This window comes from Vibrio sp. 1731 (assembly GCF_033339955.1).
GTDB classification, from domain to species: Bacteria; Pseudomonadota; Gammaproteobacteria; order Enterobacterales; family Vibrionaceae; genus Vibrio; species Vibrio alginolyticus.
On record NZ_JAWOVO010000001.1, the window covers coordinates 433,785 to 452,755 of the forward strand.

General features: G+C 43.4%; 15 protein-coding genes. 10 read left to right on the forward strand and 5 right to left on the reverse strand.

The window, feature by feature from the left end:
• Window positions 1-55 precede the first annotated feature (55 nt).
• The 3 genes from R7035_RS01835 (at window position 56) to R7035_RS01845 (ending at window position 3,330) form a co-directional block, all read left to right on the forward strand.
• Window positions 56-1,996, forward strand: a complete 1,941-nt coding sequence (locus R7035_RS01835; RefSeq protein WP_025766845.1) for an ATP-binding protein — start codon at window positions 56-58, stop codon at window positions 1,994-1,996.
• Window positions 1,993-2,490 carry a response regulator gene (locus tag R7035_RS01840; RefSeq protein ID WP_005378005.1) on the forward strand — a complete coding sequence of 166 codons (498 nt, stop codon included), beginning with the start codon at window positions 1,993-1,995 and terminating at the stop codon, window positions 2,488-2,490. The genes R7035_RS01835 and R7035_RS01840 overlap by 4 nt, the downstream gene beginning before the upstream one ends.
• A gap of 291 nt (window positions 2,491-2,781) precedes the next feature.
• Window positions 2,782-3,330 carry a hypothetical protein gene (locus R7035_RS01845; RefSeq protein WP_005378006.1) on the forward strand — a complete coding sequence of 183 codons (549 nt, stop codon included), beginning with the start codon at window positions 2,782-2,784 and terminating at the stop codon, window positions 3,328-3,330.
• 193 nt (window positions 3,331-3,523) lie between these two features.
• On the opposite strand, the gene R7035_RS01850 is transcribed toward R7035_RS01845, so the two are convergent.
• Window positions 3,524-4,111 carry a TfoX/Sxy family DNA transformation protein gene (locus R7035_RS01850; RefSeq protein ID WP_005378007.1) on the reverse strand — a complete coding sequence of 196 codons (588 nt, stop codon included), beginning with the start codon at window positions 4,109-4,111 and terminating at the stop codon, window positions 3,524-3,526.
• A gap of 369 nt (window positions 4,112-4,480) precedes the next feature.
• Here R7035_RS01850 and R7035_RS01855 point away from each other — a divergent pair, with 369 nt between their 5' ends.
• The 5 genes from R7035_RS01855 (at window position 4,481) to R7035_RS01875 (ending at window position 10,196) form a co-directional block, all read left to right on the forward strand.
• On the forward strand, window positions 4,481-5,401 hold the full coding sequence (locus R7035_RS01855) for an HDOD domain-containing protein (protein ID WP_005378009.1): 921 nt from the start codon (window positions 4,481-4,483) through the stop codon (window positions 5,399-5,401).
• A 144-nt stretch (window positions 5,402-5,545) separates the two neighbouring features.
• Window positions 5,546-6,451 carry a lysine exporter LysO family protein gene (locus R7035_RS01860; RefSeq protein WP_005378011.1) on the forward strand — a complete coding sequence of 302 codons (906 nt, stop codon included), beginning with the start codon at window positions 5,546-5,548 and terminating at the stop codon, window positions 6,449-6,451.
• Window positions 6,452-6,659: 208 nt separating this feature from the next.
• Window positions 6,660-7,172: a hypothetical protein gene (locus R7035_RS01865; RefSeq protein ID WP_017634875.1), complete on the forward strand. Its 513-nt coding sequence runs from the start codon at window positions 6,660-6,662 to the stop codon at window positions 7,170-7,172.
• A 211-nt stretch (window positions 7,173-7,383) separates the two neighbouring features.
• The gene (gene panP, locus R7035_RS01870) at window positions 7,384-9,030 is read left to right on the forward strand and encodes a pyridoxal-dependent aspartate 1-decarboxylase PanP (protein WP_005378019.1); all 1,647 of its coding nucleotides are present in this window, start codon (window positions 7,384-7,386) and stop codon (window positions 9,028-9,030) included.
• Between the two features lie 311 nt (window positions 9,031-9,341).
• Window positions 9,342-10,196, forward strand: coding sequence for a MurR/RpiR family transcriptional regulator (locus R7035_RS01875; protein ID WP_005378021.1), 855 nt, complete (start codon window positions 9,342-9,344; stop codon window positions 10,194-10,196).
• 76 nt (window positions 10,197-10,272) lie between these two features.
• On the opposite strand, the gene R7035_RS01880 is transcribed toward R7035_RS01875, so the two are convergent.
• The gene (locus tag R7035_RS01880; RefSeq protein WP_132936585.1) at window positions 10,273-11,517 is read right to left on the reverse strand and encodes an iron-containing alcohol dehydrogenase; all 1,245 of its coding nucleotides are present in this window, start codon (window positions 11,515-11,517) and stop codon (window positions 10,273-10,275) included.
• A 377-nt stretch (window positions 11,518-11,894) separates the two neighbouring features.
• On the opposite strand from R7035_RS01880, the gene R7035_RS01885 reads away from it, so the two are divergent.
• Both R7035_RS01885 and R7035_RS01890 read left to right on the forward strand, forming a co-directional pair.
• Window positions 11,895-12,161: a GrxA family glutaredoxin gene (locus tag R7035_RS01885; RefSeq protein ID WP_005378026.1), complete on the forward strand. Its 267-nt coding sequence runs from the start codon at window positions 11,895-11,897 to the stop codon at window positions 12,159-12,161.
• 175 nt (window positions 12,162-12,336) lie between these two features.
• Entirely contained in the window at window positions 12,337-14,019 is a 1,683-nt protein-coding gene (locus R7035_RS01890) for an aspartate:alanine antiporter (protein ID WP_005378028.1), read from the forward strand.
• 71 nt (window positions 14,020-14,090) lie between these two features.
• Here R7035_RS01890 and fabV read toward each other — a convergent pair whose 3' ends face one another.
• The 3 genes from fabV to R7035_RS01905 all read right to left on the reverse strand — a co-directional run bounded on the left by fabV (window position 14,091) and on the right by R7035_RS01905 (window position 18,457).
• Window positions 14,091-15,293 (reverse strand): enoyl-ACP reductase FabV, encoded by a 1,203-nt coding sequence (fabV, locus tag R7035_RS01895; protein WP_005388648.1) that lies wholly within the window; start codon window positions 15,291-15,293, stop codon window positions 14,091-14,093.
• Between the two features lie 174 nt (window positions 15,294-15,467).
• A complete protein-coding gene (locus R7035_RS01900; protein WP_132936584.1) occupies window positions 15,468-17,750 on the reverse strand; it encodes an acyl-CoA dehydrogenase in 2,283 nt (760 codons plus the stop codon).
• A 71-nt stretch (window positions 17,751-17,821) separates the two neighbouring features.
• Window positions 17,822-18,457, reverse strand: a complete 636-nt coding sequence (locus R7035_RS01905; protein WP_005378033.1) for a TetR/AcrR family transcriptional regulator — start codon at window positions 18,455-18,457, stop codon at window positions 17,822-17,824.
• Window positions 18,458-18,971: the final 514 nt, after the last annotated feature.

Sequence of the window (18,971 nt, forward strand, 5' to 3'; positions counted from 1 at the left end):
GTCCTTTTATTGTTAAAGTTTGCGTGGCGAAGTTTTAACCGGAGCTAAAACATCTGTGAATCGTTATGCTGTGTTGTGTCTCGACAACAACCCAATCAGTGCTGAACAGTTTCGATTGGAGCTGTCTGCCTTCTCAAGTAAGTTTGATATATTTTCTGTCGAATCGATAGAAGAGGCTCAAAGCGCTTTAGAGTATCTAGAAGAAAGAGAACAGACTGTTGCTTTAGTTATAGCGAGCCATCACGCTCATTTTAACGGCGTGGATTTTCTTATTGGTTTAGACCGGATGCCACATACCGAGCAAGCAAGAAAAATTCTTATTAGCTGCTCGTCTGATATAGAGGCAATTCTCACTGCCGTTAATGAGGGCAGGCTCGACCACTGCCTCACTAAACCTTTGCCAGATCACGTCTTATTTAACACAGTGCAAAAAGAGCTGACCCAATTTATCTTGCGAAATGGCAAAGAAGACCTGCTAAGTTACAGTCAGATATTGGATCATCACAGCTTGTTGCGAGCGCACATCAATAACCAGATGAGCCATTATCAAGCCGGATTCTTACACGACTACCACTCGATGTCTGATGCCGAGTTAGCCGAGCAAGTGATCTCCGCTCTCCAGCAATTTTTCAAAGATAATGACGAAACAAGAGCGTGCCGTACATACTCACCTGAACATTTGTTAACCGTGGAAGGCGAGCCAAATAGCTTTTTGTGGTTTATCACCGAAGGTGAAGTGGCTCTGTACAAGCGCGATGAGCAAGGCATGCAGCGAGAGGTTGTACGCCATAACAAAGGGAATATTGTCGGAGGCATGTCGTTTGTTACTGGGGAATGTTCTTTCTCGACAGCTCTAACACTAACCAAAACAGAAGTTATCAAACTCGATCGCAACGTATTCAATAAAGTGATGCAAAGCGACTCAAACTTACTGCCTCTTTTTACAAACTTGCTCTTACGCCACTTCAACCGCCGATTGCAAAGAAGCATCAACACCAAACTGCAACTTCAAAAAACGCTCGAATCTTTAGAATCAGCCCACCAGCAGCTCATTGAAAGAGAAAAAATGGCGATGCTTGGTCAATTGGTTGCGGGAGTGGCCCACGAACTAAACAATCCAGTAGCCGCGATATTAAGAGGCGTAGAGAATTTAACGCATACACTAGAACGATTACTTAACGATGCGCCCAGTTCCGATATACAAACCAAAGGCATTGAATTACTGAACAAAGCGCAAACCTCAAAACCCGCTTCAACCGCCGAGCTCAGATCACGCGTAAAAGCGCTTAGCCATACTCTTCCAGACCGAGCGTTGGCAAAGAAAGTGGTGAGCCTTGGTTTAGAATCCGATCACGAGCTACTTACCCAACTAACGAGAAAGCAGCAAGCGTCTTATCATGCTCTCAATACACTAGAGCAATACCACAAAGCAGGTTCTACACTTCGCTCAATTAATGTCTGTGCAGCACGAATTGCTGATATGGTAAAAAGCCTGAAAGGATATGCTCGGTCAGATGATGAGACCCTGCACTATGCCGATATTCATGAGGGCATTGAAGACACCTTGGTGATTTTCGAGAACAAATTAAAAATGCACCAAGTTTCAACCGACTATGCAAACTTGCCTTCCATCCTTTGTCAACCGATCGCACTCCAACAGGTGTGGACGAACTTGGTCTCTAACGCCATTGACGCATTTCCAGAGAAAGGTGTGTTAAACATACAAACACGCCTTGTAGAAAAAGAGCACACACATTATGCCGTTATCTCATTTGAAGATAATGGATGTGGCATTCCTGAATCGCAAAGAGACGCCATTTTCGAGCTGAACTTCACCACAAAAAAAGAAGGTAATTTTGGCTTAGGCATCGGGCTGTCCATCTGCCAGCAAATCGTAACAGCACACAGAGGGTGGATTGACGTCGAATCAGAGATCGGCCAGTTCACACGAATGACCGTCTGGTTACCAGTCATCGAAGAAGGAGATGAAACATGACCAAGTATCTAATTTTATGTGTCGATGACGAACGAGAAGTCTTGGATAGCGTGCTCCAAGATCTTGCTCCCTTCGAGGAGAACTTTGTCGTCGAAGGAGCGGAATCGGTGACTGAAGCTCGGCAAGTGATTGAGGAGATGGCGGAAGAAGAAGTTCAGCTTGCGCTCATTTTATGTGACCACATTATGCCGGAACAAACTGGGATCAGCTTCTTAATCGAACTCAGTCAAAATGGTGACACAAAAGCAGCGCGCAAAGTTTTACTCACAGGACAAGCTGGTTTGGAAGACACCGTAGAAGCCGTAAATAACGCGAGTCTCGATTATTACATTGCCAAACCTTGGAAAGGTGAAGCATTGAGAAAAGCAATCGTGTCTCAGCTTACCGCGTTTGTGATTGAGAATGATGATAACCTGCTATCCTGGACTCAAATCCTTGATTCTGAGGCAATCCTCAACGCCATGGCAGAAAGAAGAGCAAGCTTTGGCGAGTAATAAAGTGTTTGGTTCTAACTTGAACTCAACGATGCTCATTGCACCACCTAACCTCGCATAGTCGAATGAGGTTAGAAAAACATCGTTACTTGTCCGAGTGAAATTCTCGGACACTACGTATATGGCGTAGTTTTTGCTTAAACCAAGGAACTATTAAGTTAATTGACAAAACATCGACACATTTTTGTTGGTCGTGGACCTTCCTTTTTATTATGATGTCGGACAAATCAGATTACGGTTCAAGTGGTTGCTTGAATCCATGGAAATAATGAACAAGGTTTATCGTTAGTTATGCGTAAAACACTATTAGCCGCTGCCTTACTAGTGGCATCAAGCCATGCCCTAGCTGCAAACGATCGCAATGCGCCAGCAACTATGAGCAACTTTAGCTACGACTATTTCGAAGCACGTATTGGCGCAAGTCCTGTGACATTTGGTGCTGGATTCAGCAAATCAATTCACCCGAACGCGCATGTTATTGCTCGTATTGACTCTGAGTTTGAAAGTGATTTTGACTCAGCTGCAGGCTTTGGCTTCCATTCTCCGCTAAACAACTGGGCAGATCTTACTGGTGAAATGCTAATGCGCGTTGTGCAACCTTCGAATGAGAGCAGCACAGATGTTGGTATGGAGCTTAACTTAGGTGTTCGCCAATGGTTGGGCCCTCAATTAGAAGTAGGCGGCAAAGTCGGCTACGTTTCTATCGATAACGATGACGATTGGACTGGCTCTGCCTACGCTCGATTCCACTCAACAGAGCTTTTCTCTTTGGGTGCTGAAGCACGTATCAACGATTTTTACGGTGATCAGGTAATGTTCACTACGCGTTTTAAGTTTTAAGATTTGTGCTATAAGAAAAGAGCAAATTAAAAAAACAAAAACCGAGGTCTCTGCCTCGGTTTTTTTGTCTAATTTAATGACTAACTCAATGAAGTGGTAAAAAACTTCAACGTCCTTTTTCCGCTTTTCACACTTGCCTTTACGACCCGCTAACTCCATCGAAACGAGTCAATCATTGTGCGATCAGCTTCGCTTAGTCACACAGTGCCAATAACTGTTTTTTACGCGGCTCTTGGATCAGTTTCCAATGTACGCCATCAGTTGCACCAGCAAATTTCCACAGTAGCTTTACATCAACATCATTACCGTAAGCCGTTTTAACTTTGTTGAAGACTTTTACAGGTCCAAGTTCTAAAAAGGTTTCTACGTCATCAACACCGGCTTTCTTGACCATACGTTCAAGGGTTAGTTGCATGTTGGGTAAGTCTCTTAAGCGTCTACTGGCAGAGGACTTTTGATATTTCCGTTCCTTAATTGAGTATTCAATTGATTTCTGTACCAGTTCATCAAGCCCTACATATCCGGATTCGAATAAATCGGTTACATCATAATAATTTACGGTTGCCGTCGTCTGTTTTTTGACGTGCTTATACTTCTCACAGCTCAGTTGAGTAAACACTTCATCTAGCCCATTACCACCACGTAAGTAGCAGCAATCATTGCTGACAAGCGCAAACATAGCATCATCGGTGAATAAACCAATACCACCGAACATAGAACGTTTTTGGTACTCACTGAAGGTGCGTACATATTTAAAAAAAGCTTGGTCTGTCATGTCCATTGACCTCTTTAATCTGAATAAATTACCCCGATTAGCGATGTCACCAGATAAACAGCAGCTTATAGCGAATTATAAATGTCGATTTGTTGGCGATATTTTTGTGAGTTGTGCTCACCAACTTGCTTAATCATACTTAACGTTGAAAAATAAGTTAGGACATAGGTCACATATAAAAAAGTATAAATTCTGCATACGTGATTAGTTTCACACTTATTGTTTGTGTGGTGATATTTTTTTGACGCATAGCATGCCTAAAACACGCCATCATTATGATCTCGCTGGCAATTACGGGCACATAATACTCATTTAATTGATAAAGAATACGCTGTAAGGGTACACTGTACGAAAGATCTCAAGTACAGCGTCACAATGGAACATTTATCATTTTTTTGGCTGCCAAATAATAAAGATAAGCTTATAAACGCACTGGAATCCGAGTTTGCTCAGCTGGTAGAACAGTCCATCGCCACGGGTAAGATTTCGTTACCTCCTATTCCTGATGTCGTGCTTAAAATTCAGCAGTTATGTGTCGAAGAACACACCACGATTGCCGATGTTGCTAACTGTTTATTGGAAGATCCCGGATTAGCAGCGGTCGTTTTACGAGTCGCTAACTCTGTGATTTTCAATCGCAGAAATATCACCTGCAACGACTTAACTACAGCGGTATCTCGTCTCGGAATACTTCGTGTACGTGATATTGTTACCGCACAAGCGATCGAGCAACTTAAACACTCAGTTAATCTCACTAAAGAATGCAATGCCATCTTGGTGAAGAGTGCAGCGATATCGCGTGAGCTCGGTGCCGTCATGGTGATGTTGGTTCAATCGTTTCGTAGCCACGAGCCAGGCACTTATGGTCATCTAGAGCAAGAAAAGGCGTTATTGGTCGGTCTATTAGCCGATATTGGGTTATTTTGCCTAATTAATGAGTACCACTTGTACTTAGATAGGGGCAATTACTTAGACCCAGATATTGCATTGCAGATCTTCCAAACACGTTGTTCTGCCACAAGTAAACTGGTACTTGAGCGTTGGGGGTTTGACAACGACTTCAGAGAAGTATCCTCAAACGAAAAATACGAGTTAACGCGACCAGAAGTGAGTTATCTCGACATCGCTAGAATTGCGCATCATTTATTGATGTTCCGCAATCACGATGAACGCATTGACGAACATGAAGTTGAATTCAACTTAACTGGTGCAGAAGTCTTGTATGAACTTAGTAACATGAGTGATACTGACTTCAATGATCAAATCCGTGCTGTACTCAATGCTAGCGGTTTGTAATTTATCGCTTTCTGATAATACCTTATCCGCGATAAAACGATTCGCTCAAGGCTGAGCTGTGTGGTGAAATGTCTCTAATTTCAACCGATAGATAATTTGATTTATGCGTGTTGATGTTATCTCAAAAAGGAATCATTGAGCTTTATGTTCTCAGGGATGCTATTTATTTTCGCTCCGCTTGTGGTGGGGTATCTAATTCCTATATCTCGATCTTCGTTATTGGAGAAGATCAATCAGTCAACGTCCTACCTTATTTACGTCATTTTGTCGTTGATGGGTCTTAGTTTGGCGGCGCTCGATAATTTAAGCAGCAACTTACAAAGTATTCTCCTCTATGCGAGTACGTTTTTTTTGTGTCTAAGTGCCTGCAACCTGTTGGCTCTGCCTATTATTGATAAAATTATTCCACTCCAGACCAATCAGAATCAAAAGAAGCTACCGTTATCTTCGATGGCTTTAGAGTCAGTTAAGCTTATCGTGGTCGTTGGCGGAGGGTTAGTGGTTGGCCTGCTGTTACCCATTGATTTGAGTTGGGTAGATACAGCAAGCGAATGGATACTCTTTCTACTTCTATTTTTTATTGGTATTCAGCTGCGCAATAGTGGACTTACTCTGCGTCAAATCCTATTAAATAAACAAGGAATGGCCATTGCGGCTGTTGTCATCGCAACATGTATGCTTGGTGGCGTTCTTGCAGCGGTGCTTTTGGATCTTCCTCTTTATCAAGCACTCGCAATGGCTTCAGGTTTTGGCTGGTATTCACTCGCAGGTATTTTAATGGGTGACGCTTTTGGTCCGGTATTTGGTGGCGCGTCGTTCTTGATTGAATTGATGAGAGAGCTAGTCGCACTGGTTGCCATTCCTCTCTTTATTCGTAGCTATCCGTGCACCGCAATTGGTTATGCCGGTGCAACAGCAATGGACTTCACCCTACCCGTTATTCAAACTACCGGTGGTGTGCGTTGTGTTCCTGTTGCTATCGTTAGCGGCTTTATTTTGAGTTTATTGGTACCAGTTATGATGCTTTTCTTTGTATCACTTGCTAGCTAGATCTCAGGTTTTCGCTTTAACATCCATTACAATACGGCAAAAATTTAAATACCCAGTTAACGTCAAAGTGGTCAATATTTTTTGGCAAGACCCCTCTTTCTTTTCGTCATTCAGCCCAACGATTTGTCACGACCAAATAGAAAGAAGGGAGAAACATCAACTGATGTGCATTGCGTTAATAAAGGGATAACAACCAGAAGGAAGAAGAATGAAACGCTTTGTCGTTGCAGCGCTCCTCGCTACAAGCTCAACTTTTACGCTTGCCGCAGATCAACAATGTCTTGCTAGCAAATACGATGGCTACGTCGATGCCTCACTACAGTGGTATCAAGATCTTGTTGATTTGACGGTTACCCAATATCCAGATCTGAAAGAAGTTAGTCAATGGTTCTTGGATGGACGTAAACATCACTTTGAATTAAACCGCGAAGCGGTTCACTACTTTCTAGAGAACGACCCTAGCCGCGTTGCGACGGAACAGCCAATCGAAGCATGGTTAAAACTAGAGCAACATGACGTTAAGCAGTTAGCGACCCGAAGCGATAAGTTAGGTGAAGTTGCAAAACAGACATTTAGCGACCGTCAATCAACTAACCACCCAAAAAACTACGAGCTTCGTTCAGCATTCGCTGATCTGCTTAGTCATCCCCAACAAATTGATACCGCACTTAATAAGTACAATCAGTCAATAGAAAAGATTGAAAAGCAGAAATGTGACTAAGATTGCTCGCATTAGTCGTTGATTAGCATTCGAAAACACTAGAATGTTTTAACGTACTCAATCTAGAATTTTTTAATGTGAATATCGTAACCTTCACCTAAAATTTTCATTTCTACAACTTGGGTTTCAACAATTAAAACGGGACTTTGCGCCCGTTTTAGTTTAGATTGTGCCGCTCGCATTACCAAAATAACTACAAAGATTCTTTGCTATGGTTAAGGAACAAAAAACCGCTGATGTTAGCTTTGAGAGCTTGCTAAAGATCTTCACTGTCCCAGAAGGTCCGGACTCAACGTTAACTAAAATTGACGAGAGCCTCTCGCGAAATCTAAATCAATTTCTTCGTGAACACATCGTGGCAGAAGAAAAGCCTTTACGCGAAATCGAAAAAGACTTTTCTTCTGCTCAGATTCCTGAGCAGCCAGAGTTCGTGTCAGATCATACAGAGCACTTACTCGACACTTTGGTGTCGCACTCAGTTCACACATCTTCACCAAGCTTCATTGGTCATATGACATCGGCACTGCCTTATTTCTTGATGCCACTGTCAAAGATCATGATCGCCTTAAACCAAAACCTGGTAAAAATAGAGACTTCCAAAGCCTTTACGCCACTTGAGCGTCAAGTTTTGGGTATGCTGCATCGCTTGATATATGGTCAGAATGATACTTTTTACAATCAGTGGATGCACAGTGCAAACCACTCATTAGGCGCATTTTGTTCCGGCGGCACCATTGCCAATATCACTGCGCTTTGGGTAGCACGTAACAAAGCGTTAAGAGCCAATGGCTCATTTAAAGGCGTTGAGAAGGAAGGCCTTTTTAAAGCCATGAAGCACTATGGCTATGATGGCTTAGCGGTGCTAGTGTCTGAGCGTGGTCACTACTCCCTTAAGAAAGCAGCCGATGTATTAGGGCTAGGCCAAGAGGGCTTGGTTGCGGTTAAAACCGATGCCAACAACCGTATTATTGTCAACGACCTGAAAGCGAAAATTGTTGAGCTCGAAAAACAAAATATCAAGCCTATTGCTGTTATTGGTGTGGCAGGCACAACAGAGACAGGTAATGTTGATCCATTGCCTGAAATCGCTGAAGTCTGCCAAGCTCACGGCTGTCACTTCCATGTAGATGCCGCATGGGGTGGCGCAACACTTATGTCTAACCATCACCGTCACCTTCTTAAAGGTGTGGAAATGGCAGACTCAGTAACTATTGATGCGCACAAGCAGCTCTACATCCCGATGGGCGCTGGTATGGTTCTGTTCAAAGACCCTGACGCAATGAAATCCATAGAACATCACGCTCAATATATATTGCGCAAAGGTTCAAAAGACCTAGGCAGCCATACATTAGAAGGTTCACGTTCGGGTATGGCGATGTTGGTCTACGCCGCAATGCACATCATAAGTCGCCCAGGTTATGAGCTTCTTATTGACCAAAGCATTGAAAAAGCTCGCTACTTTGCGGATTTAATCAAACAGCAAGATGATTTCGAATTAGTTTCTGAACCAGAGCTTTGTCTGCTCACATACCGTTATTTGCCGCCATTCATCCGTGAAGCATTAGCACAAGCAGAAGGCTCACAAAAAGAACAACTGAATGAGCTGATCAATGAGTTAACACAGTTTATTCAAAAGCGTCAGCGCGAAACGGGCAAATCGTTCGTTTCACGTACAAGACTGAACCCAGACCAATGGCAACGCATGAATACGATAGTGTTTAGAGTGGTTTTGGCAAATCCACTGACCACAAAAGAAATTTTGAGCTCAGTGCTTGATGAACAACGCGAAATCGCCAAGCAAGCACCAAATTTGATGAAAAGGATTCAACAGCTGGTTGTTGATATTCAATCGTCTTAACAGCCAGATCGAGTTACATCAATTTGAAATTTTTTTTCGTTTTGATGTAACTCAAACATCATTATCGTGCGACTAGCGCAACAAAACTTCGTTTACACATCCAATTCTGTAGTTTTTACAACATTTTGTTTGAGGCCTGTCAAATTCTCACTAAATAGTACCCGTTATTGGTTTAGACTGATTGAAGATCAGGTTTATACTGATTCTATGGCGCTGGTTGTTTTCGTTAACGCCCCACTCTACTCCGGAATCTTCGTGTTTCCTTTCGTTAGCAGAGCCAGCGAGTTGTTCTCTATACCCTCGTGAACACTATGAATACATTAGAAAAAATTCAAAAAAACCTGGAGAATTTCAGTAAGTCAGAGCGCAAAGTTGCGGAAGTAATTATGGCGTCTCCACAAACTGCAATTCATTCAAGCATTGCAACGCTGGCTAAAATGGCTGACGTTAGTGAGCCCACTGTAAACCGCTTCTGTCGTCGTCTGGACACCAAGGGCTTTCCAGATTTTAAGCTTCACTTGGCACAGAGCCTAGCAAACGGCACCCCTTACGTTAACCGTAATGTGGAAGAAGACGATGGCCCAGACGCGTACACCCATAAGATTTTCGAATCGACGATGGCGTGTTTAGATGTCGCGAAAAATAGCCTAGATCCAATGCAAGTGAACCGTGCGGTCGATTTGCTAACGCAAGCGAAGCGCATTTCATTCTTTGGCCTTGGTGCATCATCTTCTGTTGCCCGAGACGCACAAAACAAGTTTATTCGCTTTAATATTCCAATTACTTGTTTTGAAGATATTGTTATGCAGCGCATGAGTTGTATCAACTGCAGTGATAATGATGTTGTGGTTCTTATTTCTCATACCGGTCGAACAAAGAGTCAGGTAGAAATAGCGAACCTTGCTCGTGAAAATGGCGCAACGGTTATTGCGATTACAGCGAAGGATTCTCCTCTAGAAAAGGCAAGCTCGCTGGCCATCACGCTCGATATTCCAGAAGATACCGACGTTTACATGCCAATGGCAAGCCGAGTTGTACAAATGACAGTGATTGATGTGCTAGCAACTGGCTTCACTCTTCGCCGTGGTACAGGTTTCCGTGAGAACCTAAAACGCGTAAAAGATGCGTTGAAAGACAGTCGCTATGACAAACTAAGCCAGTACTAAGCACTAAAGCTTAGTCAATACTTTATCTAGGGGAGCTCAAGGCTCCCCTTTTGTTTTAATGCTGCTAAGGGAGCAATCACCCTAAGTCGTTGACACTCGATAAGTCCGTTCTTGATTCCAGTACTTCAACAGAACTGACATGTTGTGCACTCTCAGCTGCGCACTCTCCGCTACAATCACAGACTTGCTGTAATATGTGTATCAAACGTTCCTGATTAAGAGGTAAAGGATTCCCTTTGATTGCCATTGATTTAAGCGCATCATTCGCCACTTGCTCAAAAGAGGTTTGGCATACTCCAAATTGAGCCAGTAGCGGTAACGCTAACTTATCTAGCACCATATTTACCCAAAGAATTCCATCGTGTTCGTTAGCATTTACTCGCTCAGTGACTAATTGGGCCAGCTTGCGATAACGACTTATCACATCATTCCTACCCGCGAGTTTAGCGGCGTTAATGTTCTCCTGCATCACGTGCGGAGCTAGGCGAGCCGTAATAACGCTATGGGGGGCGTCTAACTTGCCTCCTAACGCCGATGCTAACCCATGAGCGGCACCTAATTTGGCATTAGTAATCGCCATACCACCAAGCAATGCAGCGAACGATAAATCAGAGCGCGCCTTATGATTATCTTGCTTACAAGCGGCAATCACTGAACGGCTTAAACGGCGTAGCCCCTCTTCGCAGACCATATCAGTAAGAGGGTTTGGCTCACCACACACATACGCTTCCATTAAATGAGTGAACGCATCCATTGCGCCACGTCCAGATGTGTATTGGTCGGTCCCGTAAGTAAGTGTCGGGTCTACAATGGCAACGTCTGCGAGCATATCAGGGCTTCGAAGACTCACTTTCACTTTATCTTGTCCAGATTTCAGCACAGCATTTCTGGTCACTTCTGAACCGGTGCTTGCTGTCGTAGGAATTGCAATAAAATAAAGAGGCTTTGCTTTTAAAGGGACGCTTCTTCCTACCACTTCTACGTAATCGTAAACATTGCCTTGATTGGGAATAATGGCAGCTAAGGCTTTGCCCATATCGATGACGCTGCCACCACCTATCGCAACCACCATATCAGGTTGGAATTTTCTACCAAGCACTGCGGTCTCTTCTACCATCGTGATGTATGGTTCACCAACGATAGCTACGTGCTGGTAACGCATATTTTGAGCTTTAAGATATTGGATAATGGGGGCGGCTCGTTGGGTATCCTGCCCAGTGACCAGCAAAACACTGTAGCCAAATTGGTTAATAACGGATAATGAAGATTGAAGTGCACCTTCACCAAATATAATCCTTGTTGCAGTCATAAACTGAAACATACACACCCTCCCAAAAGAATATCCCCAAATAACCTCTCGCCCTCTGATTTAACACTTATGTTAGAGTTGAAGTTATTTGCGTATAGCCAAAATAGATTGCTATTTTTTTAAACAAAAAAAATTGACCAATTCCACCTTGCCATCATTAACCCTTTAGAATGTATGTTTTTTATGCGTCACTTCACATACTTCAGAGCCGTAAAATAAGAACACGCGTTTAGTTTTTATTCGATAGATTTCACCTATAGAACCAAGAGGTAATTGCCGCTTTATTTCCGTATCTGGATCGGGCATAGTTACTCCAACAAAAGAAAGCGCACTCAGCCGCTATGTTTTGTACGCTTTCAAAAAAGAATAGATTTAGGAGAAATAAGATTATGTTCGTTGTTATCTTTGGTCGCCCTGCATGTCCTTTCTGTGTTCGTGCAAAAGAGCACGCAGAAACGCTAAAAGCAAAACGTGATGACTTCAACTACCGTTACGTTGATATTCACGCTGAAGGTATTTCTAAAGCAGATCTTGAGAAAACAGTTGGTAAACCAGTTGAAACCGTTCCTCAGATCTTTATCGACCAAGAGCACATCGGTGGCTGCGACGAGTTCGAAGCATACGCGAAAGAGCACCTAGGTCTATTTGACGAGTAATAAAGACTGTTTTCAAAAAAGCCGCTTCATGCGGCTTTTTTATTATTTTTCAGCTGGTTATTACGTTAAGTCAACTAATGGTAAAACCTAAAAAAATTCACTTATCTTTTTGCTATATTTAGTTACAATTCACAGTTCTTAATCTTTTTTGGCACACACTCTACCGAGCCACACAGTGAACATAGACGTCGTATACCTTCTCGAGCAAAACCCTATCCTTCTAATCTTCGTCGTATTAGCCATTGGCCTTGCCATCGGAAAAATTCGATTTGGCAAATTACAATTAGGCAACTCTATTGGCGTTCTTATTACCTCTTTGGTAATGGGCCACCTTGGTTTCTCATTTAATGCAGAAGCTTTAACCATTGGCTTTATGCTGTTTATCTACTGCGTTGGCATTGAAGCTGGACCAAACTTTTTTGGTATATTCTTCAGAGATGGTAAGCATTATTTTATTTTAAGCATGACTGTTCTCGTGTCTGCGGTCAGCTTAACGTATGGCTTGAGTCACTATTTCGGCCTCGATTTTGGCTTATCCGCCGGTATGATGGCAGGCGCATTGACCGCAACGCCAGTACTGGTTGGTGCACAAGATGCTCTTAACTCTGGCCTTGCGACTATACCGCGGAATATGGAATTTTCTCTGGTATTAGAAAATCTATCCGTAGGCTACGCGATGGCTTATCTGGTCGGCTTAATTAGCATGATAATGTTTGCTAAATTGTTGCCAAAACTGCAAAAACAAAACCTTTCTGATTCCGCGCAGCAAATCGCACAAGAGCGTGGCCTTGGAAATTCAAGCCAGAGAAAAGTGTATTTACCCATTATTCGAGCTTACCGAGTGGGCCCAGAGCTAATTGACTGGACTGATGGTAAAAACTTGCGAGAACTCGGTATTTATCGTCAAACTGGCTGTTACATTGAACGAATCCGTCGCAATGGTATTCTCGCCCACCCAGATGGTGATGCTATCTTGCAAGAGGGAGATGAAATTGCACTGGTTGGCTTCCCTGACAGCCATGCTCGCTTAGACCCTAGCTTCCGTAATGGTAAAGAAGTATTCGACCGTAACTTGCTTGATTTGCGCATCGTTGAAGAAGAAATCGTCGTAAAAAGTGACGCTATCGCTGGTAAGCGTTTATCGGATTTGAATTTGTCTGAGTTTGGCTGTTTCTTAAACCGCGTAGTTCGCGCTCAGATTGAAATGCCTATGGACTTAGACATTGTGCTCGCTAAAGGGGACGTCCTTCAAGTGAGCGGCGAGAAAAGCCGAGTACATGGACTGGCGGAAAAAATCGGTTTCATCTCGATCCACAGTCAAATGGCCGATTTGCTCGCTTTTTGTAGCTTCTTTATTTTGGGTATTCTGTTCGGCCTCATCACAATGACGTTCGGTCAGGTGTCTTTCAGTTTGGGTAATGCGGTGGGTCTTCTGTTGTCCGGTATTACGCTTGGTTTCTTACGAGCAAATCACCCTACTTTCGGTTATGTCCCACAAGGGGCGCTGAATATGGTCAAAGATCTAGGGTTAATGTTCTTTATGGTGGGAATTGGTCTAAGTGCAGGTGGAAAGATGTTCGAGCACCTAACGCAAGTAGGACCAAAAGTCATTGGTTTGGCATTTATTGTCAGTGTTGTGCCTGTGGTTCTGGCTTACTTAGTTGGCGCACACGTACTCAAGATGAACCGTGCCTTGCTCTTCGGTGCCATTATTGGCGCCCGTACTTGCGCTCCAGCTATGGATGTCGTTAACGACTACGCTAAGTCCACCATCCCAGCCCTTGGTTATGCGGGTACCTATGCGATTGCGAATATTTTAATGACGCTAGCTGGTACGATACTGATAATACTAAGTTAATACTCACTTTGGCTATGAAATACAAAAAGGCGCTCAATGAGCGCCTTTTGGTTATCTAGTCTGTGATTCGATTAGATTTGAATGAAGTCTGCTTCAACTGCTGGATTCACATCCGCTTCGTAATCTACGCCTTCAACGCCGAAACCAAATAGTTTCAAGAACTCTTCTTTGTACTCAACGTAGTCAGTCAGCTCTTTTAGGTTCTCAGTCGTAATTTGAGGCCATAGCTCACGACAGTGCTGCTGAATGTCGTCACGAAGTTCCCAGTCATCCAGACGTAGGCGGTTCATCTCATCAACTTCTGCCGCGCTACCGTCTTCTTTGTATAGACGTTGGCTGAACATACGGTAGATTTGTTCCATACAGCCTTCGTGTACACCTTCTTCGCGCATTTTCTTGAATACCATTGCGATATACAGTGGCATAACAGGAATTGCAGAACTCGCCTGAGTTACAACAGATTTAAGTACCGCAACATTGGCACTGCCGCCTGTTGCTGCTAACTTGTCGTTTAGCGCTTTCGCTGCACGGTCTAGGTCCATTTTTGCTTTACCTAGTGCACCATCCCAATAAATTGGCCAAGTTAGCTCAGTACCAATGTAGCTGTACGCGACGGTCTTACAACCTTCAGCAAGAACACCAGCATCAGACAACGCATTGATCCAAAGTTCCCAATCTTCACCGCCCATTACAGTGACAGTGTCTTTGATTTCTTCTTCTGTTGCAGGCTCAACGCTAGCTTCGATGATCACATCTTTGTTGGTATCAACAGCCGTTGATGTGTAAGTTTCACCGATAGGTTTAAGAGATGAACGAACTAATTCACCAGTTTCTGGCATTTTACGTACTGGAGATGCCAGTGAGTAAACCACCATATCGATTTGACCTAAGTCTTCTTTGATCAGCTCGATAGTTTTCTGTTTCGCTTCATTTGAGAAAGCGTCGCCGTTTAAGCTTTTTGCGTACAGACCTTCTTCACGCGCTAGCTTTTCAAAAGCAGCGGCATTGTAAAAACCTGCTGTACCTGGTTTCTTCTCAGTACCTTCTTTTTCGAAGAAAACACCGATAGTTGATGCACCGCCACCAAATGCCGCAGCGATACGAGAAGATAGACCGTAGCCACTTGATGCACCAACAACAAGAACACGCTTAGGTGCGTTTTTGATTGGACCTTGCGCTTTGGTGTACGCAATTTGTTCTTTTACGTTAGCTTCACAACCAACAGGGTGCGTTGTAGTACAGATAAATCCACGAATTCTAGGTTTGATGATCATATTCAACTTCCTTTAAAAAACCTTGTTAGGATAAAAGTTTCGTTGGGATTTCGCATCTAATTTCTGTAAAAATGCTCTTAAAAGGCAAGTGGTTGGAGCACTATCCCACCATCCACTCCCCAAGAATACAAAAAAGCACCTCATTGAGGTGCTTTTCTTAACATTAGTTGTCTATTATGCCGCCGGATTCAACTGCGACTTTTTTGGGCTATGAGTTCGCACTTCAGAAAAGTCATGACTAAAGTGGTCAACTTGAATCGCCTTGTAGCGCAATTTATCTGCAGCCATGATTTGATCAATCTCTTGTTCAGTTAACACGCCTGCTTCAAATGCTTGCTGCAAACGATCATGTAGCAGACCTTTACGAGCCACTTTACCATCCTTCGCAGCCTTCATAAGTTTACGCTCCAAAGGTTTAATGTCGTACATTGCAAGGAATGTATTCTCCATTAAGCCTACGCTGTCATCCTCTGATTTTCCGATGTAGCACAGATGCGTGAGGCGATCACGTTGCGCGCCTGGCGTCATCATCGCTTCAGCCAAATTCACACACAGCTCATCACTTGGCTTATTGAAATGATTACCAAGCGGGAACAATAGCCCCTTAAGCACACCGCCAACGTATTTCACAGGGAAGTTGGTGTAAGCCTCATTTAATGACTTAGAAGCGTTATACAAACAGTGTTGAACAGCGTAATGAACGAAGTCTAGATCGCCTTGCTGACGGCCTTCATCTTCATACTTTTTCAAGGCAGCAGATGCCATGTATAGATAGCTTAATCCATCACCCAAACGTGCGGAGATCATTTCTTTACGCTTCAAGTCTCCACCTAAGGTTAACATCGCAAAGTCTGCACTTACTGCAAGTGCACGACTGAGACGAGTAATGTCTTTGTAGTATTGCTGCGTTGGGCCACTCATGTGCGCGTTAACAAATCGAGAACCAGTTAGTGCTGCACCAAATGCACCGAATGTATTACCGAGCGCGTGCTTGATGTGTTTAAAGAGTAAGTTATCAAATTCTTCCGCACCTTGTTCAGAATCTGGATTCGCCGCGGCTTCCATTTCTTTTAGAACATATGGGTGACATCGAGTCGCACCTTGACCAAAAATCATCAGGTTACGAGTCAGAATATTCGCGCCTTCAACGGTGATAGCAACCGGGACCCCAAGGTAATGTTTAGCAAGATAGTTCATTGGGCCATCTTGAATCGCACGACCCGCATGGATATCAAACGAATCATTTAGAATGGTACGCGCGATTTCCGTCATGTGGTACTTGGCAATCGCGGTTACAATCCCAGGTTTTTCTTTCATATCGAGAGAAGTCGTCGTTAGCGTACGCGTCGCTTCTAGTAGGTAAGTAAGACCACCAATGCGCCCCATTGCTTCTGCAACACCTTCAAACTTACCGATCGACATTCCAAACTGTTTACGCACGTAAGCATAAGCACCTGTTGTACGTGTAGTAAGGTGACCAATCGCTGTGCCAAGCGCTGGAAGAGAGATACCACGCCCCGCAGAAAGACACTCAACCAGCATACGCCAACCTTTACCTGCGTAATCAGCGCCACCGATCAACCAGTCCATAGGGATGAAGACATCTTCACCACGAGTTGGACCATTCATGAACGCAGACCCCAGAGGATCATGGCGTTCACCTATCTCGACACCTTCATGGTCAGCGGGAATCAACGCACATGTAATGCCAACCTCTTTCTTGTCTCCAAGTAGCCCTTCAGGATCTTGCAGTTTAAATGCTAACCCGAGCACTGTCGCAACTGGCGCAAGTGTGATGTAGCGTTTATTCCAACTAACTCGCACGCCAAGCACTTCTTTGCCTTCATGGGTGCCGTAACAAACTACGCCTTGATCAGGTATGCCACCCGCATCAGAACCCGCTTCAGGGCCAGTTAGGGCGAAACAAGGGATGTCTGTACCATCAGCTAAACGAGGCAACCAGTAATCTTTTTGCTCTTGCGTACCATAGTGCGATAGCAGCTCACCAGGACCAAGAGAGTTCGGTACCATTACCGATACTGCGGTACTGATACTTCGAGTCGCAATACGAGAAACAATGGTTGAGTTCGCCAAAGCGGAAAATTCACGACCACCATATGCTTTCGAGATGATCAAAGAGAAAAATCGCTCTTTACGTAGGTACTCCCATACTTCAGGCGGTAAATCCCTGTCTTCTTTGACAATCTTCTGGTCATCAAGCATTTCTAGCAGGGTTTCAAGCTCATTATCCATAAATGACTGCTCTTCTGCCGTCAGTGTAGGCGTTGGATAATGATGCAATGTTGTGAAGTTTGGCTTGCCTGAGAATAGTTCTGCATCCCACCATACACTACCCGCTTCCATCGCCTCTTTCTCGGTGCTAGACAGAGGTGGCAATACTTTTTTGAACACTTTAAAAGCCGGGTCACTAATCCATTTTCTTCGTAGAGAGCTCATAGTTCAGATCCTTTTGTTCACGTAACCGCTCGGGGTATAATCTTATTATTGGTTTAACTTTCTTATTTGTCTTATGCCAACTGCTTTGCTGACATTCCTGCTGACAAATATGGAATCAGTAAATCGACGACAGATTTCACATCGACTTCCTTTTCAAACTTACTTTCTGCCAGCTCCGAAAGAGCCTGGCTTGAAGCCATCGTAAATACACAGGTTCCTAACGTGAAGTGCAGTCGCCAAAACAACTGTTCTTCACATAGTTCCGGGTTCGCCTTCATTATCGAGAAAGTGAAAAGGTTCAGTACCTCTTCGTATCTGGTGGTAATGAACCAGCGTAGATGACCTTGAACGTCTGTATAACCGCGGCCAATTAACAACATAAATAGCGCAGTACCATTTGGGCGTACATCATTTAATGTACGTAAAGGTAATCGCAATGACTCAAAGACATCGTCCATGTTGTAGCTATCGCGCGTGTTTAACTCAATTAATGAAGTCTTAATGCTCGGCATTAGTGCTTCTAAATACCTATCTAAAACCGCTCTAACCAGCGTTTTTTTATCGCCAAAGTGATAGTTTACCGATGCTAAGTTAACGTTAGCTTTACCTGTTATCGTTCTTAGCGAAGTATCATTAAAGCCATGTTCAGCAAAGAGTCCTTCTGCGACATCGAGTATTTTTTCTTTTGTTGATGTTCTCGGGGCCATTTTAATCACTCGTATTAAACAACTGTTTGAAAATATACTCCCGAAACTTAAGATTAACAAATGATTAACATCACACTTTAACCAATTGGTCTGACCAGACAGTAAAAGGTGTGATCTAATCTTTTGAAATTCAATCGAATACTCCAGTGAAGCTTGTCAGAAGAAAACGATCAAACTTCTCAGTCCATCGCAATTGAAATGCTAACAATAGCCTTGGCGGCTTGGAGTGAGCGACGAGAGTATGAAATACATCTTCGGTTCTAGGGGAGATAAAATGAGAAACACAGAAGTTAGTAACTTCGCCAAGTTGGTAATCCATCTCGATTTTTCTATTACTTTCGGGTGTGTAAGAAGCTAGAAAGCATTAAGTAGAAATTTTTTGAAAAAAAATGGAACTGTTTGGAAAAGGCTCGGTCTGAATATACGTAACAGTTAGGGCATTTGAAGTTTCACTGGCCGTCAAACTTGTTTCCATCTAATTGTTACGTTGCTGCTTTTTTCTTATTAACTCCTA

Bases quoted from the DNA above. Each gene is read 5' to 3' on its own strand.
- R7035_RS01840 (WP_005378005.1), top strand. From the start codon at position 1,993: ATGACCAAGTATCTAATTTTATGTGTCGATGACGAACGAGAAGTCTTG.
- R7035_RS01845 (WP_005378006.1), top strand. From the start codon at position 2,782: ATGCGTAAAACACTATTAGCCGCTGCCTTACTAGTGGCATCAAGCCAT.
- R7035_RS01850 (WP_005378007.1), bottom strand. From the start codon at position 4,111: ATGGACATGACAGACCAAGCTTTTTTTAAATATGTACGCACCTTCAGT.
- R7035_RS01855 (WP_005378009.1), top strand. From the start codon at position 4,481: ATGGAACATTTATCATTTTTTTGGCTGCCAAATAATAAAGATAAGCTT.
- R7035_RS01860 (WP_005378011.1), top strand. From the start codon at position 5,546: ATGTTCTCAGGGATGCTATTTATTTTCGCTCCGCTTGTGGTGGGGTAT.
- R7035_RS01865 (WP_017634875.1), top strand. From the start codon at position 6,660: ATGAAACGCTTTGTCGTTGCAGCGCTCCTCGCTACAAGCTCAACTTTT.
- panP (WP_005378019.1), top strand. From the start codon at position 7,384: ATGGTTAAGGAACAAAAAACCGCTGATGTTAGCTTTGAGAGCTTGCTA.
- R7035_RS01875 (WP_005378021.1), top strand. From the start codon at position 9,342: ATGAATACATTAGAAAAAATTCAAAAAAACCTGGAGAATTTCAGTAAG.
- R7035_RS01880 (WP_132936585.1), bottom strand. From the start codon at position 11,517: ATGTTTCAGTTTATGACTGCAACAAGGATTATATTTGGTGAAGGTGCA.
- R7035_RS01885 (WP_005378026.1), top strand. From the start codon at position 11,895: ATGTTCGTTGTTATCTTTGGTCGCCCTGCATGTCCTTTCTGTGTTCGT.
- fabV (WP_005388648.1), bottom strand. From the start codon at position 15,293: ATGATCATCAAACCTAGAATTCGTGGATTTATCTGTACTACAACGCAC.
- R7035_RS01900 (WP_132936584.1), bottom strand. From the start codon at position 17,750: ATGAGCTCTCTACGAAGAAAATGGATTAGTGACCCGGCTTTTAAAGTG.
- R7035_RS01905 (WP_005378033.1), bottom strand. From the start codon at position 18,457: ATGGCCCCGAGAACATCAACAAAAGAAAAAATACTCGATGTCGCAGAA.